Genomic DNA, 24605 nt, shown 5'->3' with positions numbered 1-24605 from the left:
TATTAAAATGACAATTGTAGGTTAACTCCTATACTTCTTGAAGAAGGTGTTTGTGTTGTTTCAATACCTTGGCCATTACCTGTTAAACCAGGACCGTTAACTTCAGGGTCTGCATATTTATTTTCATCCGGTAACCAAAATTTAAGGTTTTTACCATATAAAGATAGCCTAGCATTTGTGAAAAAAGTATCTTTTAAAAGATCTTTTGGGAATGTGTAGCTCAATTCTACTTCTCTTAATTTTAGGTAACTAGCGTCAATTAACTGAGTTGAAACCGGAGCATCATAATTAGTGAAATAATCTTGCTCGGTAATTTGAACAGTATTTTCAGAGAATGTACCATCTTGATTTGATACTACAGAATTTGGAAAGATGAATGGTTCTCTATCGTAAATAGTAGTATTAACATTAGTACCATTAAAATTAGTGTTGTATTTAGTTTGAGAAGCAAATAAACCTCCTTTTTTCATATCGAATAAAACTCTAAATCCAAAACCTTTGTATTTAATGTTTGTACCAAAGTTTAATAAGTAATCAGGTTGGTAAGATCCTAAGTATACATCTTCGCTTGTAGGAACTGGGAATCCTGTATCATCAACTATTACTTGTCCATCATCAGTATATGTAAAATCATTACCTTTGAAAGTACCGAATGGTAACCCTTCTTTTGCAACTAAAGATACTGTTGTACCTGCTGCAAAACCGTAAGTACCAACTGATAGTTCGTCAATATCTTCAGTTATTTTAATAACTTCATTATCATTTTTAGAGTAAGAACCAAACAATTCAAAGTCTAATCCATCAACTACTCCATTAAGAGGTTTTAATGTCAAAGTAAGTTCATGACCTTTGTTTTCCATTCTACCAATATTACTTACTGTTTGAGTGTAACCAGTAGATCTTGGAAGACTTATTTCAACAATTTGATCATCATGAATAGAATGATAGTAAGTATATGCTAAACTAACTTTGTTATTAAAGAAGCCTAAATCTGCTCCAACTTCATAAGTCGTTGTTAATTCTGGTTTAAGAGCTGGGTTTCCAATTCTATTTCCAATAGTAAATCCAGGAACACCATTTTTAGGAAGAGTAAGATCATAATCTCCTAATTCTACAATTTGTGGGTTACCTACAAAATAAGAGTCTATTAAATATATACCAGCATCTTTTCCTGATGTACCATAACTTCCTCTAATTTTACCATAATTTAAAACATTGTTTTTGATATCAAATAACTCCGTAAATACTAAAGATCCACCAACAGCTCCGTATAAGAAAGAATTGTTGTCTGCTGGAAGTGTAGACGACCAGTCATTTCTTGCAGAAACTTCTAAAAATGCTGCGTTTTTATACGATAAAGTTGCATTTCCTAAAAGACCATAAATTCTATACTTGCTTCTGTACATAGAAGAAGTTGGGTTCTGTACACTATTAGATAGGTTGTAAACATCTGGTACAACTAAACCTCCTACTGAAGTTCCAGTTAAACGTTCACTAGATCTTTGAAAGAAGTTATATCCAGCAGAAGCTGTTAAAGTTAAATCTTCAGAGAAATCTGTACTGTAATTAGTCATTATAGTCGCATCAAGATTTTCAACTTTAGTATTAGAGTTGATGTATTCTCCCAAAGAACTGTGTCTTGTATCTCTTGTTGCAATTTCTAAATCATCAGTCCAAACTAATTGCTGAGCTGGTGTAAAAGTTGGAGTCCATATGTCAGTTTGAGTATTAACTATATTTCCACCAAATGTACCTGTTATAGATAAGTTGTCTAAAAAGTTGTAAGTCAAAGAAGCGTTAGCTAAAACGTTATCTATACTTCCTTCGTTACCATATTCATTTAATATATAATATGGGTTTACAGAAGAATAAGATCCCCAATATCCATCTATATCGTGGAAAGGACTATTGTAATCTCTTAATTGGCTTAAAGGAATGTTAACAGGCGATTGAACAGCCATTGCATATGCATTGTTACCTTCAAAAGCACGAGAACCTTCTTGAGCAGTATTTTGCTCTACATTAGCGTAACTAACTTTAAAATTAGATTTAAGTCTATCACTTAGTTTTGCAGATGCATTAAAAGTAATATTATTTCTGTTGTAAGATGTGTTATCAAGTGTACCAGTTTGATCTGTGTTACCATAAGAAACATAATACGTGAAAGCATCATTAGATCCAGATATGTTTATGTTATTTGTTATTGTATAACCTGTATTAAAGAAATCTTGTAGTTGATCTTTTACAGCACTATAAGGTCTTGTTAATGCTTCTAAAGAACCATCACCATCAGAATCTATAGGACTTGTCCATGGTCTTACAACACCATCTAAAGCAGGACCCCAAGACCAGTTTTCACCACTGTCAAGATGTAAGTTATCGTAACCTTGCCCAAATTTACTTTGACGCTGAAGATTAATTATAGCAGTTTCCATAGAAGTAGAACCGTTATAGTTAATTTGCATCTTTTTTCCTTTACCAGATTTAGTTTTTATAAGAACAACACCAGATGCACCACGAGATCCATAAAGTGAAGTTGCAGATGGACCTTTTAAGATGGTAACAGACTCTATATCATCAGGGTTAACATCATTAAACCTGTTTCCAAAATCAGAATAACCAGTTGTAGAAACTCCTGCACCACCAGCAGTAGCTGTATTATCAATGGCAACACCATCAATAACAATTAAAGCATTGTTATTTCCTGTTAAAGATCCTTCACCTCTTAATACAATTCTAGTAGATGCTCCTACCGAACCAGAAGCAGTAGATAATCTAACACCAGCAGTTTTACCTCTTAAACCTTCTAAGGCATTTTTACTAGGAGTAGATAATAAATCTTCAGACTTTACAGTTTGATTGGCATAAACAACTTGCTTAGCATTTCTATTGCTACCAAAAGCAGTAACTACTACCTCATTTAAAGATTCTGCATCTTCTTTCATTGTAACATTAATCGAGTTGGACGATCCAACCACAATTTCTTGAGTAGTATAACCTACAAAACTAAATACAAGTGTTGCTCCTTGTTTAGTTGTTATAGAATAATTACCATCAAAATCTGTTGAGGCACCCGAAGATGTGCCTTTTACTAAGACTGTAGTTCCTGGTAAGGGTAAACCTGTTTCATCGGAAACCGTACCTGAAATTGTCTTCTCTTGTGCAAAACTTACTTGCACAACAAACGCTAGTAGTAGCGTTAGAATTCCACTAAACTTTGTTTTCATTTTATAATTATTTGAATTAGTCGAGTCAAAAATCTTAATAATAAGTTAATAAAACAACAATTTCGAGTTAAATTTTTAAAATGATGAAGAATAATTTTATGAAAATCATAACAAATCAAAGAATATACGTTAAAAAATTTAACGTATTTTGTAATTATGTAAGAATCTTTTTAAGGATGTCGATTTGTATTGTTTATGTGTAATAATATTGTTTACAGTTAGTTAAGATATGGGTGGTTTTATCGTGTTGTATGTGAGTGTATTGTGTTTTTGTTGCTTTTTTGAGAGAAGACTTTGTTGTAATTTCAGATTAAAATCTTGTTTTGAGGCTTATGTGTATTTTAGAGTTTGAAAGTTTAAAGTTTTGTTTTTCGGTTTTACCGTTTACATAGTTTAATTTTAAAAGTCCAGATTTTGTTAAAAGCCCAAAGCCAAAACCGTATCCAAATAGTTTTTCTTTAGAGTCGTTTAATTTATTTTCAAAATAAGCAACGTCAGTTACTGAATGAATATATATGGATTTATTTAATTGGTATCTGTATTCAGAATTTATTACTCCATATTTAGAAGCTAAAATGCTGTTTTCTTCAAAGCCTCTAATTGAGTTTATGCCTCCAAAGCGAAGTAATTCGTTTTCAAAGTAAGTATTAGATTGTAAAATGGAGCCATTTACACGTAGGTATAAACTGTTTTTATTGTTTAAATTAATTATTTTAAAACCCTCTAAATTCATTAAATATTGTTTTTCAGAATTTTGGTTGTTTTCTCTTTTTCCAAAATTAGTATCTAAAAACAAGGAGCTATTAAAGGGGAATAGCAAATTGTCGTATTGAGGTTTTAAGTAATAGTATGAAAAAGAATAGTAGTTTGTGCTGTAATTTTTAATATGAGAGCTACTATTGGCTACTAATAGATTATCAGATTTTGTGTTTGAAACACCAGTATATATTTTGTGTTTTGAATTTATTTGATAATGAATTTTTGCAGATTGTGTGGTGTTAGAAAACGTGGTGTCTCGCCTAAAAATATTTAATTGAAGATCTACTCCAATTGGTGTTTTAAACAAATAAGGTAATGTTAAATTTGCTTCAAAGGTTTTTTGGTTATTTTCGTCACCTTTGTAAAGGAGTTTAAATGTTTCGCCATAATTTAAATTATTTGTAAGGTTTAAGTTTAAATAGCCATTAAAGTCTAATTTGTTAGTTTCTTCATTGGTTCCAAAACCTAAAAAACCATCAAAAGTATTGCTTTGAGATTTGTTTATGTATAAATAGAGCGATGTTGAGTCTTTAGAAAATAAAATTTCCGGAGATTTTATTTGATCTGCAAACCGTAAATCGTCAAGTAATTTTGTCTTTTTATTTATGTTTTTTAAATCAAAAACTTGATGTTTTTTTAGTTTAAGAAAATGTTTTAAATATGACTTTGGGAATTTTTTGTAGCCTTTTACTATTATATCGTCTACTGTTCTATTTTTATGTCGTTTAATTATGGTTAAGTTGGCTTGTAATTTAGTAGGGGATGTTTTTTTTATATTATTTAGTTTTAATTTCGAAAAAGGTAAGCCTAATTCTATCATTTTAGAATTAATATATTCTAAACTGTTTTTAACAGAGTTAATAGGGAGTTCGAAATAATTTTCACTATAATTATTGGAAACGTCTTTTAAGATAGATTTAGAAATCTCATTCTGGCTAAAATATATAAGTATAGAAGTAATTCTTGTATTTAGTTTAATTTTAGAATGCCAAAGCGTATCGTTTATTTTAATTGTTTTGATTAAAGTGTTTTCTATATACCCCATTTTGCTTAATTTCAATTGCATGCTGTCAATCTCTAGTTTTATAGAGTTATAATTCTTATGGTTTTTTAGGTATTTAATCGAATCAATTTTCTTTGTTTCAATGTGGTTGTCTCCGTTAATTTTAAGTTTTAACTTTTGAGAAAAACCTTGAGGCAAAAAAAGCACATATATAAGGACTACTAAAAAAAGTTTTTTTTGCACGTTAAATTTGCTTTGTTAAAGTGTAAATCTAACGGAAATACTAGACTTATAATATGTGTGTGTTAATAAAATTTAAATTCTTCTGAAAATTAATGAATTACGGTTTGAATTATAGATTTTAATTTCTACCTTTGCAGCCCTCTTAGAAGAGGATTATTAAATTTATATATAATATATATGCCAACAATTTCACAATTAGTAAGAATAGGAAGAGCCAAAATAACCAAGAAGAGTAAATCGGCTGCTTTAGATTCTTGTCCGCAAAGACGTGGTGTGTGTACTCGTGTTTACACAACGACACCAAAAAAACCTAACTCAGCAATGCGTAAGGTAGCAAGGGTTCGTTTAACAAACGGTAACGAGGTTAATGCATACATCGGTGGAGAAGGACATAATCTACAAGAGCACTCGATAGTATTGGTTAGAGGAGGAAGGGTAAAAGATTTGCCAGGAGTTAGATATCACATCGTTCGTGGTGCTTTAGATACAGCAGGTGTATCTGGAAGAACACAACGTAGATCTAAGTATGGTGCAAAACGCCCTAAAAAGTAATTAAAACTTTAAGAAGAAGACATGAGAAAAAGAGCAGCAAAAAAAAGACCGCTTTTACCGGATCCTCGTTTTAACGACCAGTTAGTAACTCGTTTCGTTAATATGATGATGTGGGATGGTAAAAAGTCTATCGCTTTTAAAGTATTTTATGATGCAATTGACATTGTAGAATCAAAGAAAACAGACGAAGAAAAAACAGCTTTAGAAATTTGGAAAGATGCTTTATCAAACGTTATGCCTCACGTAGAAGTGCGTAGTCGTAGAGTAGGTGGTGCAACATTTCAAATACCAATGCAAATTCGTCCAGACCGTAAGGTTTCAACAGCAATGAAATGGCTAATTAGTTATTCTCGTAAAAGAAACGAAAAGTCTATGGCTTTACGTTTAGCATCAGAAGTTTTAGCAGCAGCTAAAGAAGAAGGAGCAGCTGTTAAGAAAAGAGTAGATACTCACAAAATGGCAGAAGCAAACAAAGCATTCTCTCACTTTAGATTTTAATAAGAAATGGCAAGAGATTTAAAATTTACTAGAAATATTGGTATTGCTGCGCATATTGATGCAGGTAAAACCACTACTACAGAACGTATTCTTTATTACACAGGTGTTTCGCACAAAATTGGAGAAGTACACGATGGTGCTGCTACTATGGACTGGATGGAGCAAGAGCAAGAAAGAGGTATTACAATTACTTCTGCTGCAACAACTTGTGAATGGAAGTTTCCAATAGAAAATGGTGAGCCAACTGCTGATGCTAAAGATTATCATTTTAATATTATTGACACACCGGGTCACGTTGATTTTACTGTAGAGGTAAATCGTTCTTTACGTGTACTTGATGGATTAGTGTTTTTATTTAGTGCTGTTGATGGTGTAGAGCCTCAGTCAGAAACTAACTGGAGACTAGCTGATAACTATAAAGTGCCTAGAATTGGTTTTGTTAATAAAATGGACCGTCAAGGATCTAACTTTTTAGGTGTTTGTCAACAAGTAAAAGACATGTTAAAGTCTAATGCTGTGCCAATTGTTTTAAACATTGGTGATGAAGCTGACTTTAAAGGAATTATCGATTTAGTAAAAAACCGTGCTATTGTATGGCATGACGAAACTCAAGGGTCTACTTTTGATGTTATTGATATTCCAGAAGACATGAAAGAAGAAGCTCGTAAGTATAGAGCTTTATTAATAGAAGAGGTAGCGAGTTACGATGAGAACTTACTAGAGAAGTTTATGGAAGATGAAGATTCTATTACAGAAGATGAAGTGCACGCTGCACTTAGAGCTGCTGTAATGGATATGGCTATCATTCCAATGATTTGTGGTTCTGCATTTAAAAATAAAGGAGTACAATTTTTATTAGATGCTGTATGTCGTTACTTACCATCTCCAACAGACAAGGAAGGTATTGTAGGTACAGATCCAGCTTCTGGTGAAGATATTTTACGTAAACCAGATGTAAAAGAACCTTTTGCAGCTTTAGCTTTTAAAATAGCAACAGATCCTTTTGTAGGTCGTTTAGCATTCTTTAGAGCATATTCTGGACGTTTAGACGCAGGGTCTTATGTGTTGAATAACCGTTCTGGAAAAAAAGAGCGTATTTCTCGTATTTATCAAATGCACGCTAACAAGCAAAATGCAATTGATTTTATCGAGGCAGGAGATATTGGAGCTGCTGTTGGATTTAAATCTATTAAGACAGGAGATACTTTATCATCTCAAGAGCACCCAATTATATTAGAATCTATGGACTTTCCAGATCCAGTTATTGGTATCGCGGTAGAGCCTAAAACTAAAGCTGATGTAGATAAATTAGGTATAGGTTTAGCTAAATTAGCTGAAGAAGATCCTACATTTACTGTGCGTTCTGATGAAGCTTCAGGACAAACAATTATTTCTGGAATGGGTGAGCTTCACTTAGATGTAATTGTTGATCGTTTAAAGCGTGAGTTTAAAGTAGAGGTAAACCAAGGTCAACCTCAAGTAGAGTATAAAGAAGCTATTACGCAATCTGCTGATCATAGAGAAGTTTATAAAAAGCAATCTGGTGGTCGTGGTAAATTCGCAGATATCGTGTTTACTGTAGAGCCAGCAGAGGAAGGTGCTGTAGGACTTCAATTTGAATCTATAATTAAAGGTGGTAATGTTCCTAAAGAATTTATCCCTTCAATTGAAAAAGGATTTAAAATGGCAATGGTTAACGGGCCTTTAGCAGGTTACGAAATCGATGCGATGAAAGTAACTTTAAAGGATGGATCTTATCATGATGTCGATTCTGATCAATTATCTTTCGAATTAGCTGCAAAATTAGGATTCAAAGCTTGTGCAAAAGCAGCAAAAGCAGTAATCATGGAGCCTATAATGAAACTAGAGGTTATTACTCCTGAAGAAAACATGGGTGATATTGTAGGTGATTTAAATAGAAGAAGAGGTCAAGTAAGTGACATGGGAGATAGAGCTGGTGCAAAAACTGTTAAAGCTACTGTACCATTATCAGAAATGTTTGGGTATGTTACAACATTAAGAACATTATCTTCTGGTCGTGCAACATCAACAATGGAATTTTCACACTATGCTGAAACTCCTTCTAATATTTCAGAAGAGGTAATAAAAGCAGCTAAAGGAGTTGAATCGTAAATCTTAAGAAAATGAGTCAAAAAATTAGAATAAAATTAAAATCTTACGATCACAACTTGGTAGATAAGTCTGCTGATAAGATTGTAAAAACAGTAAAAAGTACTGGTGCTGTTGTAACTGGACCAATTCCTTTACCAACACATAAGAAAATTTTCACTGTATTACGTTCTCCACACGTAAACAAGAAATCAAGAGAACAATTTCAATTAAGCTCTTATAAGAGATTATTAGATATTTACTCTTCGTCATCAAAAACTATTGATGCGTTAATGAAACTTGAATTACCAAGTGGAGTTGAAGTAGAGATTAAAGTTTAAGTATATTACAAGTTTTAACTTGTAATATGAAATATAAAAAGCGTCAAAATAATTACTTGTTTTGACGCTTTTTTGTGTTTTTATTTATCTTGGACTTGTTTATAGACTGTTGTAATAATTTTGGAAGCTAAGTGTGGTTTAAATAATATTTTCCTTATCGTACATATAGATTACATAACGGGGCATTTCATTTAGTTTTGTTAAAATAATAAAGGTAGATAAGCTATTTAATAATAGTGCTCGCGTAGCATCATGATAAGTGTATATCTCATTCATTTACATTAAAAGAAAATAAAACCAACTAAAAAGACTATAATTTGTATTGCAAATCAAGAGTCAATCGACGATATAACCCAATTAGTAGGATTGAGACCTTTCATTAAACATTTTTAATGTTTTGTTTTATACAATAGTCAAGAACAAGTATTTCTAACATGTTTATGTGCATTTTAAGCGCAATAATATTATTATTAATTGTTAGATAGGCTATTTTAACTCATATTCTCACTGGTTAAGTGTTAACAGAACGCTCAACAGTTAATTTAGTTTTTAGGCTTTTGAATTTAAAATCAATTAATTAAATAAAAATTGTTTTGTTAAACAGAAATTAAACACTACATTTGCACTCCTAAAATGTGAAGTGTTGCTTCATATTTACATGTCCCACCAATGCGGTTGCGGGAAAAACGGTAAAAATACACTTCAAGGCTGAAACGTATTTTTCAGCCTTAAATGTTTTTAATAAATAGTAAATAATTAATAAATAATTAAATATGTCTGGGTTAATTGGAAAAAAAATCGGTATGACCAGCATCTTCGATGAAAACGGGAAGAATATTCCTTGTACAGTAATCGAAGCTGGACCATGTATCGTTACCCAAGTCAGAACTGAAGAAGTTGATGGTTATAAAGCTGTTCAACTTGGTTTCGATGACGCGACAGAAAAAAGCGCTACTAAAGCAGACTTAGGTCATGCTAAAAAGGCGGGTACTTCTGTAAAACGCAAGGTTGTTGAGTTTAAAGGTTTTGATGAGGAGTACAAATTAGGTGATGCAATCACAGTAGATCATTTCGCCGAAGGTGAATTTGTAGATGTTGCTGGTACATCAAAAGGTAAAGGATTTCAGGGTGTTGTAAAACGTCATGGTTTCGGTGGTGTAGGTCAAGCTACTCACGGTCAGCATAACCGTTTACGTGCTCCTGGTTCTATTGGAGCTGCATCTTATCCTGCTCGTGTTTTTAAAGGCATGAAAATGGCAGGTAGAATGGGTGGAGACACAGTTAAAGTTCAAAATTTAAGAGTTTTAAAAGTAGTTGCTGAAAAGAACTTGCTTGTGGTAAAAGGATGTGTTCCTGGCCATAAAAACGCTTATGTAATTATTAGAAAGTAATGGAAGTATCGGTTTTAGATATAAACGGAAAAGACACAGGTAGAAAGGCAGACCTTTCTAAAGATGTGTTTGCTATTGAGCCTAATAATCACGCTGTATATTTGGATGTTAAACAATATTTAGCAAACCAAAGACAAGGAACTCACAAGTCTAAAGAGAGAGCTGAGATTTCTGGATCTACACGTAAGATTAAAAAGCAAAAAGGTACAGGTACTGCTCGTGCAGGTTCTATTAAGTCTGGAGTTTTTAAAGGTGGTGGACGTATGTTCGGTCCAAGACCAAGAAATTATAGTTTTAAACTTAATAAGAATTTAAAGCGATTAGCACGTAAATCTGCCTTTAGTATCAAAGCAGGAGAACAATCAATTACAGTATTAGAAGACTTTAATTTTGATACTCCAAAAACTAAAAATTTTACAGCAGTTTTAAAAGCTTTAGAGCTTGAAAATAAAAAGACACTTTTCGTGTTAGGTGGTGCAAATAACAATGTGTATTTATCATCACGTAATTTAAAAGGATCTGAAGTTGTAACTAGTGCAGAATTAAGTACGTATAAAATTCTAAATGCGAACCAAGTGGTTCTTTTAGAAGGTGCTTTAGAAGGAATTGTAACAAATTTAAGTAAATAGAAACAATGAGTATCTTAATTAAACCTATAATCACAGAGAAAGCAACAGCAGATAGCGAGTTAAGAAATTGCTATACTTTTGCAGTGAATACAAAGGCGAACAAGGTAGAAATTAAAAAAGCGGTGGAAGCTGCTTATGGTGTTTCTGTTGAAAAAGTTCGTACTATAAATGTCCGTCCAGATAGAAGAACTCGTCACACAAAGACAGGGATTCAAAATGGTAAAACAAATGCTGTTAAAAAAGCAATTGTACAACTGGCGGAAGGTGAAATGATTGATTTATACAGTAACATGTAATTAAAGACAAATGTCAGTAAGAAAATTAAAACCAATCACACCAGGACAGCGATTTAGAGTAGTAAATGGATTTGACGCCATTACTACTGATAAGCCGGAGAAAAGTTTATTAGCTCCGAATAAAAGGTCTGGTGGTAGAAACAGTCAAGGAAAAATGACCATGCGCTATATTGGTGGTGGTCATAAAAGAAAGTATCGTATTGTTGATTTTAAAAGAGAAAAAGTAGGAGTGCCTGCTGAAGTAGCTTCTATTCAATACGATCCAAACAGAACCGCTTTTATCGCTTTATTGAATTATCAAGATGGCGAAAAAAGATACATTATTGCTCAAAATGGTTTACAAGTTGGTCAAAATGTAGTTTCTGGTTTAGAAGGTGTTGCACCAGAAATTGGAAATGCAATGCCATTAAGTGAAATTCCTTTAGGAACTATTATTTCTTGTGTAGAGTTACGTCCAGGACAAGGAGCTGTAATGGCTCGTAGTGCAGGTGCTTTTGCTCAGCTAATGGCGAGAGATGGTAAGTTTGCAACAGTTAAATTACCTTCTGGTGAAACAAGATTAATTCTTGTTAACTGTATGGCAACTATCGGTGTTGTATCTAACTCAGATCACCAATTATTAGTAGGTGGTAAAGCAGGTAGAACAAGATGGTTAGGTAGAAGACCTCGTACTAGACCAGTAGTGATGAATCCAGTTGATCATCCAATGGGTGGTGGTGAAGGTAAGTCTGCAGGTGGACATCCTCGTTCTAGAAACGGTATTCCAGCTAAAGGTTATAGAACCCGTTCTAAGACAAAAGCAAGTAATAAATATATTGTAGAACGTAGAAAGAAATAAGACATGGCAAGATCATTAAAAAAAGGACCTTACGTTCATTATAAATTAGAGAAAAAAGTGGCTGTAAATGTTGAATCTAACAAAAAAACAGTAATCAAAACTTGGTCTAGAGCAAGTATGATTACTCCAGATTTTGTAGGTCAAACAATAGCAGTACACAATGGCCGACAATTTGTTCCTGTATATGTAACAGAAAACATGGTAGGTCATAAATTAGGAGAATTTTCACCAACACGTTCATTCCGTGGACATGCAGGTGCTAAAAATAAAGGTAAAAAGTAGTAAGCTATGGGAAGTCGTAAAAAACAAATGGCAGACGCTATTAAGGAGGGTAAAAAGCAAGTTGCTTTTGCTAAGCTTAATAACTGTCCTACATCACCGAGAAAAATGCGTTTAGTAGCCGATTTAGTAAGAGGTGAAAAAGTAGAAAATGCACTTAATATCTTAAAATTTAACCAAAAGGAAGCTTCTGGTCGTTTAGAGAAATTGTTATTGTCTGCAATTGCAAACTGGCAAGCTAAAAACGAAGATGCAAGCATTGAAGAGGCTGAATTATTTGTTAAAGAAATTAAAGTGGACAGTGGATCTATGTTAAAAAGATTACGTCCTGCACCTCAGGGTCGTGCACACAGAATAAGAAAGCGTTCTAACCACGTAACAATCGTAGTTGGAGCTAAAAATAACACACAAAGCTAAGATAGACAATGGGACAAAAAACAAATCCAATCGGAAATCGCTTAGGTATTATCAGAGGATGGGAATCTAACTGGTATGGAGGTAATGATTATGGAGATAAGCTTGCCGAAGACGATAAAATTAGAAAATACGTTCACGCGCGTTTATCTAAAGCTAGTGTTAGTAGAGTAATAATCGAAAGAACTTTAAAACTTGTAACCGTTACTATCACTACTGCTAGACCTGGTATAATTATCGGAAAAGGTGGTCAAGAGGTAGACAAGTTAAAAGAAGAGCTTAAGAAAATTACAGGAAAGGAAGTTCAGATTAATATCTTTGAAATTAAAAGACCTGAACTTGATGCGTTTTTAGTAGGATCTAGCATCGCTCGTCAAATTGAAAATAGAATTTCATATAGACGTGCAATTAAAATGGCTATTGCTGCTACTATGCGTATGAATGCTGAAGGAATAAAAATCCAAATTAGTGGACGTTTAAACGGTGCTGAAATGGCACGTTCTGAACACTACAAAGAAGGACGTATTCCTTTATCAACTTTTAGAGCCGATATTGATTATGCTTTAGTTGAGGCACATACTACTTATGGTAGATTAGGTGTTAAAGTATGGATCATGAAAGGTGAAGTATATGGTAAAAGAGAACTTTCTCCGCTTGTTGGATTATCTAAGAAGCAAGGAAAAGGTGGAGCCGGAGGACGTGGTGGAAATAAAGGACCTCGTCGTAGAAAGTAATTTTTTATAAAGTAAAGAAAAATGTTACAGCCTAAAAGAACAAAATTTCGTAAACAACAAAAAGGACGTATGAAAGGTCTTTCTCAAAGAGGAAGCCAACTTTCTAACGGTACTTTTGGAATAAAAGTGTTAGACGCAACTTTTTTGACTTCACGTCAAATTGAAGCAGCTCGTATTGCCGCTACTCGTTACATGAAAAGAGAAGGTCAACTTTGGATTAAAGTATTTCCAGATAAGCCTATTACAAAGAAACCTCTTGAAGTACGTATGGGTAAAGGTAAAGGTGGAGTTGAGTACTGGGTTGCAGTATGTAAACCAGGTAGAGTAGTTTTTGAAATAGGAGGAGTACCTCTAGAAGTTGCTAAAGAAGCGTTACGCTTAGCAGCTCAAAAATTACCAGTTAAGACTAAGTTTTTAATCGCTAGAGATTACGAAGCATAATTTATTTGATATTATGAAACAATCAGAAATTAAAGAATTATCTGTAGCTGAGTTACAAGAGAAACTTGGTGAAACTAAAAAGAGTTATTCAGATCTAAAATTAGCACATGCAATATCTCCTTTAGAAAATCCAATTCAACTACGTTCAGTAAGAAGAACAGTAGCTAGAATTGCGACCGAATTAACTAAAAGAGAATTACAATAATTCTGCTGAAAGATGGAAACAAGAAATTTAAGAAAAGAACGTGTAGGAGTTGTTACTAGTAACAAAATGCAAAAATCAATAGTTGTTGCAGAAGTTAAAAAAGTAAAGCACCCTATGTATGGTAAGTTCGTGTTAAAAACAAAAAAATATGTTGCACACGACGAAACAAACGATTGTAATATTGGAGATACAGTAAAGATCATGGAAACAAGGCCTTTAAGTAAATCTAAATGTTGGAGATTAGTAGAAATCATAGAAAGAGCTAAGTAATTATGGTACAACAAGAATCAAGACTTAGAGTGGCAGATAACACTGGAGCAAAGGAAGTTTTAACTATCCGTGTTCTAGGTGGTACTAAAAGAAGATACGCTTCTGTAGGAGACAAAATAGTTGTTTCTGTTAAAGATGCAACTCCTAATGGAAATATTAAAAAAGGAGCTGTTTCTACTGCAGTAGTTGTACGTACAAAGAAGGAAGTAAGAAGACCAGACGGATCTTATATAAGATTTGACGATAATGCTTGTGTTTTATTAAACCCAACGGGTGAAATGAGAGGAACACGTGTTTTTGGTCCTGTTGCAAGAGAGCTTCGTGATAAATCATTCATGAAGATTGTATCATTAGCACCAGAAGTGCTTTAATACAAAAAATATTAAGATGGGAAAGCTTAAAATAAAAACTGGAGATACTGTAAAAGTAATTGCTGGAGATCACAAAGGATCTGAAGGTAAGGTTCAAAAGGTATTGATAGAAAAGAACAAAGCGATTGTTGAGGGTGTAAACATGGTAAAGAAACATACTAAACCAAGTGCACAAAATCCTCAAGGAGGAATCGTAGAGAAAGAAGCTGCTATTCATATTTCTAACTTATCGTTGTTAACTTCAAAAGGAGAAACAACAAGAGTTGGATATAGAATGGAAGGAGATAAAAAAGTAAGATTTTCAACAAAATCTAATGAAGTAATATAGTTATGGCATATTCACCTAGACTTAAAGAAGAGTATAAAAGCAAAGTAATTGCAGCTCTTACAGACGAATTTGGATATAAGAATGTAATGCAAGTTCCAAAACTAGAAAAGATAGTAATATCTAAAGGCGTTGGAGCAGCAGTTGCGGACAAAAAGTTAATCGACCACGCATTGGAGGAGGTTACTACTATATCTGGACAAAAAGCAATAGCTACATTATCTAAGAAAGATGTTGCAACATTTAAATTACGTAAAGGAATGCCTATTGGTGTTAAAGTAACTTTACGTGGTGATAAAATGTTTGAATTTTTAGATCGCTTAGTAACTTCTGCCTTACCTCGTGTAAGGGATTTTAATGGAATTAAAGCGACTGGATTTGATGGAAGAGGTAACTACAATCTAGGTATTGTAGAGCAAATTATCTTTCCAGAGATAAATATTGATAAAGTTAATAAAATCTCAGGAATGGATATTACATTTGTAACTTCTGCAAATACAGATAAAGAAGCAAAATCATTATTAACAGAATTAGGGTTACCTTTTCAAAAGAACTAAGTTATGGCTAAAGAATCAATGAAAGCCCGTGAGGTAAAAAGAGCGAAAACAGTAGCTAAATATGCAGAAAAACGTAAAGCTTTAAAAGCAGCTGGAGATTATGATGCATTACAAAAGTTACCAAAAAATGCTTCTCCTATACGTCAACATAATAGATGTAAACTAACAGGAAGACCTAAAGGGTATATGAGAACTTTTGGAATTTCTCGTGTAACATTCAGAGAAATGGCTAACCAAGGTTTAATACCTGGTGTTAGAAAAGCAAGCTGGTAAAAATAATTATAAATTGGTTTAAGGTTCAAGCGGAATAGTTCCGCTTGAAAACCAAAACCGCAAATTAATACATATGTATACAGATCCAATATCGGATTATCTTACAAGAGTTAGAAACGCGATTCGTGCTAACCACAGAGTGGTAGAGATTCCTGCATCTAACTTAAAGAAAGACATCACTAAAATATTATTCGAACAAGGATATATTTTAAGCTACAAGTTTGATGACTCTTCTGTACAAGGAACAATTAAAATTGCTCTTAAGTACAATAAAGAGACTAAAGAACCTGTAATTAAGAAAATTCAGAGAATGAGTAAACCAGGTTTACGTCTATATTCTGGTTCTAAAGATCTACCTAGAATTCTTAATGGTCTTGGTATTGCTATTGTTTCTACTTCTCACGGAGTAATGACAGGTAAACAAGCACAAAGAGAAAATGTTGGTGGAGAAGTATTATGTTACGTTTACTAATTTAAAAGCCGAAAAGAAATGTCAAGAATAGGAAATAATCCAGTAGCCATTCCAGAAGGTGTAACAGTTAGCGTTAAAGATAACGTTATTACTGTAAAAGGAAAATTAGGAGAACTAGCACAACCTTACGATTCAGTAGAAATTAAAGTTGAAGACGCTAAAGTTTTAGTAACTCGTTCTTCAGATACTAAAGATCAAAAAGCTAAGCATGGTTTATACAGATCTTTAGTAAATAACATGATTGATGGTGTGTCTCAAGGATGGACTAAACAATTAGAGTTAGTAGGTGTAGGATATAGAGCTAGTAACCAAGGTCAAAAACTTGAATTAGCTTTAGGTTTTTCTCATAACATTGTAATGAGCTTAGCGCAAGAGGTTAAAGTTGAAACAATATCAGAAAAAGGGAAAAATCCAATCATTAAGTTAACATCTCACGATAAGCAACTTGTAGGACAAGTAGCAGCGAAAATCCGTGGATTTAGACCACCAGAGCCTTATAAAGGTAAAGGTATTAAGTTTGTTGGTGAGATATTAAGAAGAAAAGCAGGTAAATCAGCTTAATAATTAAGTTATGGCATTGACAAAAGAACAAAGAAGACAAAGAATTAAAAACAGAATTCGCAAGATAGTTTCTGGTACAGAAGCTAAACCTAGGTTAGCTGTTTTTAGAAGTAATAAAGAAATTTATGCTCAGGTTGTAGATGACGTAACTGGTGTGACAATCAGTGCAGCATCTTCAAGAGATAAGGACATTAGTTCTGCAAAAGGTACTAAAAGTGAAGTAGCTACTTTAGTTGGAAAGACCGTTGCTGAAAGAGCTTTAAAAGCTGGTGTAGAAACTATCACTTTTGATAGAGGAGGGTATTTATACCATGGTAGAGTAAAATCATTAGCTGAAGGAGCTAGAGAAGCAGGACTTAAATTCTAAGAAATTATGTTTAAAAAATATAAAAGTGCAGAATTAGTAAAGCCAGGAGGATTAGATCTTAAAGATCGTCTTGTTGGAGTACAAAGAGTTACAAAAGTAACTAAAGGAGGTAGAGCATTTGGTTTTTCAGCAATTGTAGTAGTTGGTGACGAAGCAGGTGTAGTAGGACAAGGATTAGGAAAATCTAAAGATGTAGCAAGTGCAATTGCTAAAGCTGTAGAGGATGCTAAGAAAAACCTAGTAAGAATTCCTATTATTAAAGGAACTTTACCTCACGAACAAAAGGGTAAATTTGGAGGAGCAAGAGTTAACATTATCCCTGCTGCACCTGGTACAGGTGTTATTGCTGGTGGAGCTGTTAGAACTGTTCTTGAGGCTGTAGGTGTACATGATGTATTATCTAAATCTCAAGGGTCTTCAAATCCTCATAACGTTGTAAAAGCAACATTTGATGCTTTATTACAATTAAGAGATGCTAACGCTATTGCAAAAGATAGAGGAATCACTCTTGAACAAGTTTTTAACGCTTAATAACGACAGAAATGGCAAAGATTAAAGTAAAAAAAGTTAAAAGCGCAATCAATCGTACGCTAAGACAAAAAAGAACTTTAGAAGCTCTTGGTCTTAAAAAGATTGGTCAAGTAAAAGAGCACGAAGCTACACCTAATATTTTAGGTATGGTTGCTAAAGTTTCACATTTAGTTTCTGTAGAAGAAGCTTAAAAATATAAACTGAAATGGATTTAAGTAATTTAAAACCTGCACAAGGTTCAGTAAAAAGCCAAGGTAAAAGAATAGGTAGAGGACAAGGTTCTGGAAAAGGAGGTACCGCAACACGTGGTCACAAAGGAGCTAAATCTCGTTCTGGTTATTCTAAGAAATTAGGATTTGAAGGAGGTCAAATGCCTCTTCAAAGACGAGTTCCTAAATTTGGTTTTACTAACATTAATCGTGTAGAATATCAAGGTATAAATCTTGATACCTTACAACAGTTGGTTGATGATAAGAAAATTAAAGATACGGTAGATTTTGAAACTTTGTTTTCTAACCGTTTAGCTGGAAAAAACGATCTAGTTAAAATTTTAGGTAGAGGAGAGTTAAAAGCTAAATTAAAAGTATCTGCACATAAATTTACTGCTTCAGCAAAAGCTGCTATTGAAGCTGCTGGTGGAGAAGCTGTAACGTTATAAGACCCTAATTAGACGTATGAAATTTATAGAATCGTTAAAAAATGTTTGGAAAATAGAGGAACTAAGAAACAGAATTGTTGTTACAATTGGTTTATTATTAGTTTATCGTTTTGGTGCTCAAGTTGTATTACCAGGAGTTGATGCTTCCCAATTGGGAGGTTTAGCAGATAAAACAGGCGATGGTCTGTTAGGATTGCTTAATGCTTTTACTGGTGGTGCATTTGCAAATGCTTCTGTTTTTGCGTTGGGTATTATGCCTTATATTTCTGCTTCTATTGTAGTACAGTTAATGGGTATTGCTATTCCGTATTTACAGAAATTACAGAAAGAAGGTGCTAGTGGGCAAAAGAAAATAACACAAATAACGCGTTGGTTAACAATTGCTATTTGTTTATTACAAGCGCCAGGTTATTTAGCTAGTTTACCTGCTTTAGGTATTCCGCAAAGTGCATTTTTATTAGGTACAGGGCCTTTGTTTTACTTTTCGTCTGTTTCTATCTTAGTTACTGGTTGTATATTTGCTATGTGGTTAGGAGAAAAAATTACAGACAAGGGTATTGGTAACGGTATATCATTATTAATTATGGTAGGTATTATTGCTAGAATGCCTGCTTCATTTGTACAAAACTACGCTTCTAGAATAGAAGGTGGAGGAAACGGTGGTTTAATGATGGTGTTAATAGAGTTAGTAGTTTGGATGGTTATTATTTTAGGTTCTATCATGTTAGTGATGGGAGTTAGAAAAATTGCTGTGCAATACGCAAGACGAACTGCTACTGGTGGTTACGAAAAAAGTGCTGTTGAAGGTTCTAGACAATACATTCCATTAAAGCTTAATGCTTCGGGTGTTATGCCAATTATATTTGCGCAAGCTATTATGTTTGTACCAAGTTGGATTGGAGGTTCTGCACTTTTAAAAGACTCTGCTGCTGGTGCATGGATGCAAACAAATTATGCAGATATGTTCGGGTTGGCTTACAACATTACTTTCGCTTTATTAATTATAATATTTACATATTTTTATACGGCGATTACTGTACCAACAAATAAAATGGCAGACGATTTAAAACGTAGTGGTGGTTTTATTCCTGGGATTCGTCCTGGGTCGGAAACATCTGAATATTTAGACAAAATTATGTCTCAAATAACATTACCTGGTTCTATCTTTTTAGCACTTATAGCTATTTTCCCAGCTTTTATTGTTAAGCTTATGGGAGTTCAACAAGGATGGGCTTTGTTTTTTGGAGGAACATCATTATTAATTATGGTTGGAGTTGCAATAGATACTATGCAACAAGTTAATTCTTACTTGTTAAATAGACATTATGATGGCTTGATGAAAACAGGTAAAAATAGAAAGGCAGTAGCTTAATATATATACTATGGCAAAACAAGCAGCAATAGAACAAGACGGAACAATTATAGAAGCATTATCAAATGCTATGTTTCGTGTTGAGTTGGAAAATGGTCACATTGTGACAGCACATATCTCTGGTAAAATGCGTATGCATTACATTAAATTACTACCAGGAGATAAAGTAAAATTAGAAATGAGTCCGTATGATTTATCTAAGGCTCGAATAACTTATAGATACTAACAAGATGAAAGTAAGAGCATCAGTTAAAAAGAGAAGTGCAGATTGTAAAATCGTACGTAGAAAAGGTAGACTTTACGTAATTAACAAAAAGAATCCTAGATTCAAACAAAGACAAGGATAAGCTATGGCAAGAATTGCAGGTGTAGACATACCAAAAAACAAGAGAGGAGTTATCTCATTAACTTATATCTATGGAGTAGGTAGAAGTAGAGCAAAAGAAATTTTAGCTGCTGCTAAAGTTGATGAAAGTACTAAAGTACAAGATTGGACCGATGACCAAATTAGTGGTATTCGTGAAGCTGTTGGAACTTTTACTATCGAAGGAGAATTACGTTCTGAAACACAATTAAACATTAAACGTTTAATGGATATTGGTTGTTACAGAGGTATCCGTCATAGATCTGGTCTTCCTTTAAGAGGGCAAAGAACTAAGAATAACTCTAGAACTAGAAAAGGTAGAAGAAAAACTGTTGCTAACAAAAAGAAAGCAACTAAATAATTAAAAGTCATTAGTATTTAGTAGTTAGATGGAATCTGTTTGAAATGTAAAAGTCTAGGATTCTACACTAACAACTAACAACTAGAAACTAAAATAATATGGCAAAGACAAGTACAAAAAAACGTAAAGTTATTGTAGATGCTGTTGGAGAAGCTCACGTTACAGCTTCATTTAACAACATCATTATTTCACTTACTAACAAAAAAGGAGATGTTATTTCATGGTCTTCTGCTGGTAAGATGGGATTTAGAGGTTCTAAGAAAAACACACCTTATGCAGCACAATTAGCTGCAGAAGATGCTGCTGGAGTTGCTTCAGAAGCTGGTTTAAAGAAAGTAAAAGTTTACGTTAAAGGACCAGGAAATGGTAGAGAATCTGCTATTCGTTCTATTCATAATGCAGGAATTGAAGTTACAGAAATTATAGATGTAACTCCATTACCTCATAATGGATGTCGTCCTCCAAAAAGAAGAAGAGTTTAATCACGTTGCAATACAACGCTGTTTAAGTAAGCAAGTTAAAAAATTAATATCATCTAAAACAGATGGTATTAATTTTTTTTATGTAAATTTGCAAACTGAAAAATTAATCAAGTATCAACAAGAGATCAACGATTATCGAAGGATAAGATTAAGACCTTAATTCATAATCACTCTTAAAAAACAATTAAAATGGCAAGATATACTGGTCCTAAAACTAAAATAGCTCGTAAATTTGGAGAAGCTATATTTGGAGAAGACAAATCTTTCGAGAAAAGAAATTACCCTCCAGGGCAACACGGAAACGCAAGACGTCGTGGAAAAAAATCTGAATACGCAATTCAGTTAGAAGCTAAACAAAAAGCAAAATATACTTATGGTATATTAGAGCGTCAGTTTAGAGGGTTATTTAAAAAAGCAAGAGCTGCACAAGGTATTACAGGTGAAGTTTTATTACAACTTTGCGAATCTAGATTAGATAATGTTGTTTTTAGAATGGGAATATCTCCTTCTAGAAGTGGAGCTAGACAATTGGTGTCTCATAGACACATTACTGTAAATGGAGAGTTAGTTAACATACCATCTTACCAATTACAAGCAGGAGATGTTGTAGCTGTTAGAGAAAAATCTAAATCTTTAGAAGCTATTAGTAGATCTTTAGCTAATTCAAGTAACGTTTTTGAATGGATTACTTGGAATGATGATACTAAACAAGGTACATATGTTGCTGTTCCTGCTAGAATTCAAATACCAGAAAACATTAACGAGCAGTTAATTGTAGAATTATATTCTAAATAATAAATTAATCATATTGGTATTTAGCCAAAGGGTTTATTAGTCTTCTTCATACCTATAAACCGCGCAACTAAGTAACAATTAAAACGAAGAAAAAACATGGCAGTATTTAATTTTCAAAAGCCCGACAAAGTAATCATGATTGATTCTACTGATTTCGAAGGTAAATTCGAATTCAGACCACTAGAACCAGGTTACGGATTAACAGTAGGAAATGCATTAAGAAGAGTTTTATTATCTTCTTTAGAAGGATTTGCTATAACATCTGTTAGAATAGAAGGGGTAGATCACGAGTTTTCTGCAATAGCAGGGGTGGTAGAAGATGTTACAGAAATTATTTTAAATTTAAAACAAGTACGTTTTAAAAGACAAATAGAAGATATTGATAACGAATCAATTTCTATTTCAATTTCTGGACAAGAACAAATATTAGCTGGAGATTTCCAAAAGTTTATTTCAGGATTTCAAGTTTTAAATTCAGAATTAGTAATCTGTAATTTAGATCCTAAAGTTAACTTTAACATGGAGATTACTATTGAGAAAGGTAGAGGATATGTTCCTGCAGAAGAAAATAAAAAGGCTGCTGCACCAATTGGAACTATTTTTACAGATTCAATTTACACACCAATTAAAAATGTTAAATATAGCATTGAAAATTACCGTGTAGAGCAAAAAACAGATTACGAAAAACTAGTTTTCGAAATCATTACAGATGGTTCTATAACGCCACAAGATGCATTAACAGAGGGAGCGAAAACGTTAATTCACCACTTTATGTTATTCTCTGATGAGCGCATTACATTAGAAGCAGATGAAATTGCACAAACTGAAACATATGATGAAGAATCATTACATATGCGTCAGTTGCTTAAAACAAAGTTAATTGATATGGATTTATCTGTACGTGCACTTAACTGTTTAAAAGCTGCAGAAGTAGATACTTTAGGTGACTTAGTATCTTTTAATAAAAATGACTTAATGAAATTTAGAAACTTTGGTAAAAAGTCTTTAACAGAGCTTGAAGAGCTTGTAAATGTTAAAGGATTAAACTTTGGAATGGATTTAAGTAAATATAAATTAGATAAAGATTAATTAATCATATTTTGCTCCTCCAATAACGAGTATAGTAGCAAGATGATAAAACAAATGTCATGAGACACGGAAAAAAAGTAAACCACTTAGGTAGACAAACTGCTCACAGAAAAGCAATGTTAGCTAATATGGCTTGTTCTTTAATAGAACACAAACGTATTAACACAACAGTTGCAAAAGCAAAAGCTTTAAAACAATTTGTAGAGCCAATGATTACTAAATCAAAAGAAGATACAACTCATAACAGACGTATCGTATTTAGTCGTTTAAGACAAAAAGATGCGGTTACAGAATTATTTAGAGATGTAGCTCCTAAAATTGGTGATAGACCAGGAGGTTATACTAGAATTATTAAACTAGGAAATCGTTTAGGTGATAATGCTGATATGGCGATGATAGAATTAGTTGATTACAACGAAATCTACAATGCTGGTAAGAAAGAGAAGAAAACAACTAGAAGAAGTAGAAGAGGTGGTTCTAAGCCAGCTGCTGCAGCTCCAGTTGAAACTCAAGCATCTAACGAAGAAGAATAAATGTTAATAAGCATTTAAAATATAAGGATAAACTATTTTAGTTTATCCTTTTTTTTGTGCAATTTTGTAAAACTTTTTTTTCTAAGTGATTTCTAAACTCGATTTAGATCATGCAGAAATCTTATTAAAACTAAGGATGAAATATCAAAAAAGACAAAAAGCCATTGTACTTCTAGCAGATGGCACTATTTTTTACGGTAAAGCAGTAGGTAATAAGCAAGGTACTTCTTTTGGAGAAGTTTGTTTTAATACCGGTATGACTGGTTATCAAGAAATTTTTACAGATCCGTCGTACTACGGTCAATTAATGGTAGCTACCAATGCACATATTGGTAACTACGGAGTTAATAATGATGACGTAGAATCTGACTCTATAAAAATTGCTGGACTTATTGTTAAAAATTTTAGTTACGAATTTTCTAGAGATAACTCAGATGGTTCTTTAGAAGATTTTTTAGATAAAAATAATTTGCTAGCCATTTCCGATGTCGATACTAGAGCTTTAGTTAGTTATATTAGAGATCACGGAGCCATGAATGCGGTTATAAGTACTGATGTCGATAATATTGAAGGCTTAAAAAAGCAATTGGCAGAAGTGCCAAAAATGGAAGGTTTAGAGTTAGCATCGAAAGTATCTACAAAAGAGCCTTACTATTATGGAGATGAAAATGCTACTTATAAAGTTTCTGCTTTAGATATTGGTATTAAAACGAATATACTGCGTAATATTGCTAAGAGAGATGTATACATAAAAGTATTTCCTTTTAATTCTAAATTTGAAGATTTAGAAGCCTTTAAACCAGATGGTTACTTTTTATCTAACGGTCCTGGAGATCCAGAACCTTTGGTAGAAGCACAAGCTGTAGCTAAAGAAATAATAAAAAGAAATTTACCTTTATTTGGTATATGCTTAGGCCATCAAGTTATTGCGCTGGCTAATGGTGTATCTACTTATAAAATGCATAATGGGCATAGAGGTATAAACCACCCTGTTAAAAATTTAATTACAGGTAAAGGCGAGGTAACATCTCAAAATCATGGCTTTGCTGTAAATAGAGAAGATGCAGAAGCTCATGACGATTTAGAAATAACGCATCTGCATTTAAATGATAATACCGTTGCTGGGTTAGCAATGAAATCTAAAAATGTATTTTCTGTACAATACCACCCAGAAGCAAGTCCAGGACCACATGATTCATCATATCTTTTTGATCAATTCATAGAAAATATAAAAAAATAAATAACTCTATAACCTCAAAGAAATT

At 33.1% G+C, this 24605-nt stretch carries 35 protein-coding genes; 33 read left to right on the top strand and 2 right to left on the bottom strand.

Translation table 11 applies throughout. The features are described 5' to 3' along the window. Nucleotides 1–2 precede the first annotated feature (2 nt). Together ABD715_RS10145 and ABD715_RS10140 are read right to left on the bottom strand one after the other, a co-directional pair. Nucleotides 3–3227 carry a SusC/RagA family TonB-linked outer membrane protein gene (locus tag ABD715_RS10145; protein ID WP_344788090.1) on the bottom strand — a complete coding sequence of 1075 codons (3225 nt, stop codon included), beginning with the start codon at nucleotides 3225–3227 and terminating at the stop codon, nucleotides 3–5. Between the two features lie 310 nt (nucleotides 3228–3537). Then, nucleotides 3538–5052, bottom strand: a complete 1515-nt coding sequence (locus ABD715_RS10140; protein ID WP_344788089.1) for a POTRA domain-containing protein — start codon at nucleotides 5050–5052, stop codon at nucleotides 3538–3540. A gap of 357 nt (nucleotides 5053–5409) precedes the next feature. Between ABD715_RS10140 and rpsL the strand changes: the two genes are divergently transcribed. The 33 genes from rpsL (at nucleotide 5410) to carA (ending at nucleotide 24580) form a co-directional block, all read left to right on the top strand. Next, a complete protein-coding gene (rpsL, locus tag ABD715_RS10135) occupies nucleotides 5410–5784 on the top strand; it encodes a 30S ribosomal protein S12 (protein ID WP_034043278.1) in 375 nt (124 codons plus the stop codon). A 21-nt stretch (nucleotides 5785–5805) separates the two neighbouring features. Next, complete coding sequence (gene rpsG / locus ABD715_RS10130) at nucleotides 5806–6282, top strand: 30S ribosomal protein S7 (RefSeq protein ID WP_344788088.1); 477 nt, start codon at nucleotides 5806–5808, stop codon at nucleotides 6280–6282. Nucleotides 6283–6288: 6 nt separating this feature from the next. Then, on the top strand, nucleotides 6289–8415 hold the full coding sequence (gene fusA / locus ABD715_RS10125; protein ID WP_344788087.1) for an elongation factor G: 2127 nt from the start codon (nucleotides 6289–6291) through the stop codon (nucleotides 8413–8415). A gap of 11 nt (nucleotides 8416–8426) precedes the next feature. Beyond that, complete coding sequence (gene rpsJ, locus ABD715_RS10120) at nucleotides 8427–8732, top strand: 30S ribosomal protein S10 (protein WP_007650482.1); 306 nt, start codon at nucleotides 8427–8429, stop codon at nucleotides 8730–8732. A gap of 773 nt (nucleotides 8733–9505) precedes the next feature. Next, nucleotides 9506–10123 carry a 50S ribosomal protein L3 gene (gene rplC / locus ABD715_RS10115; protein ID WP_344788086.1) on the top strand — a complete coding sequence of 206 codons (618 nt, stop codon included), beginning with the start codon at nucleotides 9506–9508 and terminating at the stop codon, nucleotides 10121–10123. After that, nucleotides 10123–10752 (top strand): 50S ribosomal protein L4, encoded by a 630-nt coding sequence (rplD, locus tag ABD715_RS10110; RefSeq protein WP_344788085.1) that lies wholly within the window; start codon nucleotides 10123–10125, stop codon nucleotides 10750–10752. The genes rplC and rplD overlap by 1 nt, the downstream gene beginning before the upstream one ends. 5 nt (nucleotides 10753–10757) lie before the next feature. Beyond that, complete coding sequence (gene rplW / locus ABD715_RS10105; RefSeq protein ID WP_303305315.1) at nucleotides 10758–11048, top strand: 50S ribosomal protein L23; 291 nt, start codon at nucleotides 10758–10760, stop codon at nucleotides 11046–11048. Nucleotides 11049–11058: 10 nt separating this feature from the next. Beyond that, a complete protein-coding gene (gene rplB / locus ABD715_RS10100) occupies nucleotides 11059–11886 on the top strand; it encodes a 50S ribosomal protein L2 (protein ID WP_344788082.1) in 828 nt (275 codons plus the stop codon). A gap of 3 nt (nucleotides 11887–11889) precedes the next feature. Further along, nucleotides 11890–12168 (top strand): 30S ribosomal protein S19, encoded by a 279-nt coding sequence (gene rpsS / locus ABD715_RS10095; protein WP_042499126.1) that lies wholly within the window; start codon nucleotides 11890–11892, stop codon nucleotides 12166–12168. A 6-nt stretch (nucleotides 12169–12174) separates the two neighbouring features. Further along, on the top strand, nucleotides 12175–12582 hold the full coding sequence (gene rplV, locus ABD715_RS10090) for a 50S ribosomal protein L22 (RefSeq protein WP_344788081.1): 408 nt from the start codon (nucleotides 12175–12177) through the stop codon (nucleotides 12580–12582). Between the two features lie 8 nt (nucleotides 12583–12590). Next, the gene (gene rpsC / locus ABD715_RS10085; RefSeq protein WP_034043304.1) at nucleotides 12591–13313 is read left to right on the top strand and encodes a 30S ribosomal protein S3; all 723 of its coding nucleotides are present in this window, start codon (nucleotides 12591–12593) and stop codon (nucleotides 13311–13313) included. Between the two features lie 21 nt (nucleotides 13314–13334). Then, the gene (gene rplP / locus ABD715_RS10080; protein WP_344788080.1) at nucleotides 13335–13754 is read left to right on the top strand and encodes a 50S ribosomal protein L16; all 420 of its coding nucleotides are present in this window, start codon (nucleotides 13335–13337) and stop codon (nucleotides 13752–13754) included. 13 nt (nucleotides 13755–13767) lie between these two features. Continuing rightward, nucleotides 13768–13959, top strand: a complete 192-nt coding sequence (gene rpmC, locus ABD715_RS10075) for a 50S ribosomal protein L29 (protein ID WP_298532135.1) — start codon at nucleotides 13768–13770, stop codon at nucleotides 13957–13959. Nucleotides 13960–13971: 12 nt separating this feature from the next. Next, nucleotides 13972–14229 (top strand): 30S ribosomal protein S17, encoded by a 258-nt coding sequence (rpsQ, locus tag ABD715_RS10070; RefSeq protein ID WP_344788079.1) that lies wholly within the window; start codon nucleotides 13972–13974, stop codon nucleotides 14227–14229. Nucleotides 14230–14231: 2 nt separating this feature from the next. Next, the gene (gene rplN, locus ABD715_RS10065) at nucleotides 14232–14600 is read left to right on the top strand and encodes a 50S ribosomal protein L14 (protein WP_344788078.1); all 369 of its coding nucleotides are present in this window, start codon (nucleotides 14232–14234) and stop codon (nucleotides 14598–14600) included. Nucleotides 14601–14616: 16 nt separating this feature from the next. Continuing rightward, nucleotides 14617–14928, top strand: a complete 312-nt coding sequence (rplX, locus tag ABD715_RS10060; protein WP_344788077.1) for a 50S ribosomal protein L24 — start codon at nucleotides 14617–14619, stop codon at nucleotides 14926–14928. 2 nt (nucleotides 14929–14930) lie between these two features. Next, on the top strand, nucleotides 14931–15482 hold the full coding sequence (rplE, locus tag ABD715_RS10055; RefSeq protein WP_344788075.1) for a 50S ribosomal protein L5: 552 nt from the start codon (nucleotides 14931–14933) through the stop codon (nucleotides 15480–15482). A 3-nt stretch (nucleotides 15483–15485) separates the two neighbouring features. Next, nucleotides 15486–15755, top strand: a complete 270-nt coding sequence (gene rpsN, locus ABD715_RS10050) for a 30S ribosomal protein S14 (RefSeq protein ID WP_344788074.1) — start codon at nucleotides 15486–15488, stop codon at nucleotides 15753–15755. A gap of 73 nt (nucleotides 15756–15828) precedes the next feature. After that, complete coding sequence (gene rpsH / locus ABD715_RS10045) at nucleotides 15829–16227, top strand: 30S ribosomal protein S8 (protein ID WP_344788073.1); 399 nt, start codon at nucleotides 15829–15831, stop codon at nucleotides 16225–16227. 18 nt (nucleotides 16228–16245) lie between these two features. Further along, nucleotides 16246–16788 carry a 50S ribosomal protein L6 gene (gene rplF, locus ABD715_RS10040; protein WP_344788072.1) on the top strand — a complete coding sequence of 181 codons (543 nt, stop codon included), beginning with the start codon at nucleotides 16246–16248 and terminating at the stop codon, nucleotides 16786–16788. Nucleotides 16789–16798: 10 nt separating this feature from the next. Next, nucleotides 16799–17155: a 50S ribosomal protein L18 gene (gene rplR / locus ABD715_RS10035; RefSeq protein ID WP_344788071.1), complete on the top strand. Its 357-nt coding sequence runs from the start codon at nucleotides 16799–16801 to the stop codon at nucleotides 17153–17155. Nucleotides 17156–17161: 6 nt separating this feature from the next. Next, nucleotides 17162–17686, top strand: coding sequence for a 30S ribosomal protein S5 (rpsE, locus tag ABD715_RS10030; RefSeq protein WP_344788070.1), 525 nt, complete (start codon nucleotides 17162–17164; stop codon nucleotides 17684–17686). Nucleotides 17687–17697: 11 nt separating this feature from the next. Next, the gene (rpmD, locus tag ABD715_RS10025) at nucleotides 17698–17877 is read left to right on the top strand and encodes a 50S ribosomal protein L30 (protein ID WP_069831945.1); all 180 of its coding nucleotides are present in this window, start codon (nucleotides 17698–17700) and stop codon (nucleotides 17875–17877) included. Between the two features lie 14 nt (nucleotides 17878–17891). Continuing rightward, nucleotides 17892–18344, top strand: a complete 453-nt coding sequence (rplO, locus tag ABD715_RS10020) for a 50S ribosomal protein L15 (protein ID WP_344788069.1) — start codon at nucleotides 17892–17894, stop codon at nucleotides 18342–18344. A gap of 16 nt (nucleotides 18345–18360) precedes the next feature. Continuing rightward, nucleotides 18361–19716 carry a preprotein translocase subunit SecY gene (secY, locus tag ABD715_RS10015; protein ID WP_344788068.1) on the top strand — a complete coding sequence of 452 codons (1356 nt, stop codon included), beginning with the start codon at nucleotides 18361–18363 and terminating at the stop codon, nucleotides 19714–19716. A 10-nt stretch (nucleotides 19717–19726) separates the two neighbouring features. Further along, nucleotides 19727–19942, top strand: a complete 216-nt coding sequence (gene infA, locus ABD715_RS10010; RefSeq protein WP_028289261.1) for a translation initiation factor IF-1 — start codon at nucleotides 19727–19729, stop codon at nucleotides 19940–19942. 4 nt (nucleotides 19943–19946) lie between these two features. Continuing rightward, nucleotides 19947–20063 carry a type B 50S ribosomal protein L36 gene (gene ykgO, locus ABD715_RS10005; protein WP_013305171.1) on the top strand — a complete coding sequence of 39 codons (117 nt, stop codon included), beginning with the start codon at nucleotides 19947–19949 and terminating at the stop codon, nucleotides 20061–20063. A gap of 3 nt (nucleotides 20064–20066) precedes the next feature. Continuing rightward, entirely contained in the window at nucleotides 20067–20441 is a 375-nt protein-coding gene (rpsM, locus tag ABD715_RS10000) for a 30S ribosomal protein S13 (protein ID WP_344788066.1), read from the top strand. A 98-nt stretch (nucleotides 20442–20539) separates the two neighbouring features. Then, nucleotides 20540–20923 carry a 30S ribosomal protein S11 gene (gene rpsK, locus ABD715_RS09995; protein ID WP_298495317.1) on the top strand — a complete coding sequence of 128 codons (384 nt, stop codon included), beginning with the start codon at nucleotides 20540–20542 and terminating at the stop codon, nucleotides 20921–20923. A gap of 189 nt (nucleotides 20924–21112) precedes the next feature. After that, on the top strand, nucleotides 21113–21718 hold the full coding sequence (rpsD, locus tag ABD715_RS09990; RefSeq protein WP_344788065.1) for a 30S ribosomal protein S4: 606 nt from the start codon (nucleotides 21113–21115) through the stop codon (nucleotides 21716–21718). A gap of 96 nt (nucleotides 21719–21814) precedes the next feature. Continuing rightward, nucleotides 21815–22807, top strand: coding sequence for a DNA-directed RNA polymerase subunit alpha (locus ABD715_RS09985; protein ID WP_344788064.1), 993 nt, complete (start codon nucleotides 21815–21817; stop codon nucleotides 22805–22807). A 59-nt stretch (nucleotides 22808–22866) separates the two neighbouring features. After that, nucleotides 22867–23340: a 50S ribosomal protein L17 gene (gene rplQ, locus ABD715_RS09980; protein ID WP_344788063.1), complete on the top strand. Its 474-nt coding sequence runs from the start codon at nucleotides 22867–22869 to the stop codon at nucleotides 23338–23340. 136 nt (nucleotides 23341–23476) lie between these two features. Beyond that, nucleotides 23477–24580 carry a glutamine-hydrolyzing carbamoyl-phosphate synthase small subunit gene (gene carA / locus ABD715_RS09975; protein ID WP_344788425.1) on the top strand — a complete coding sequence of 368 codons (1104 nt, stop codon included), beginning with the start codon at nucleotides 23477–23479 and terminating at the stop codon, nucleotides 24578–24580. Nucleotides 24581–24605: the final 25 nt, after the last annotated feature.

This window comes from Postechiella marina (genome assembly GCF_039538365.1).
Classification (GTDB): domain Bacteria; phylum Bacteroidota; class Bacteroidia; order Flavobacteriales; family Flavobacteriaceae; genus Postechiella; species Postechiella marina.
The sequence above is the reverse complement of the archived record's forward strand: the minus strand, read 5'-3'. Positions and strand labels throughout refer to the sequence as shown.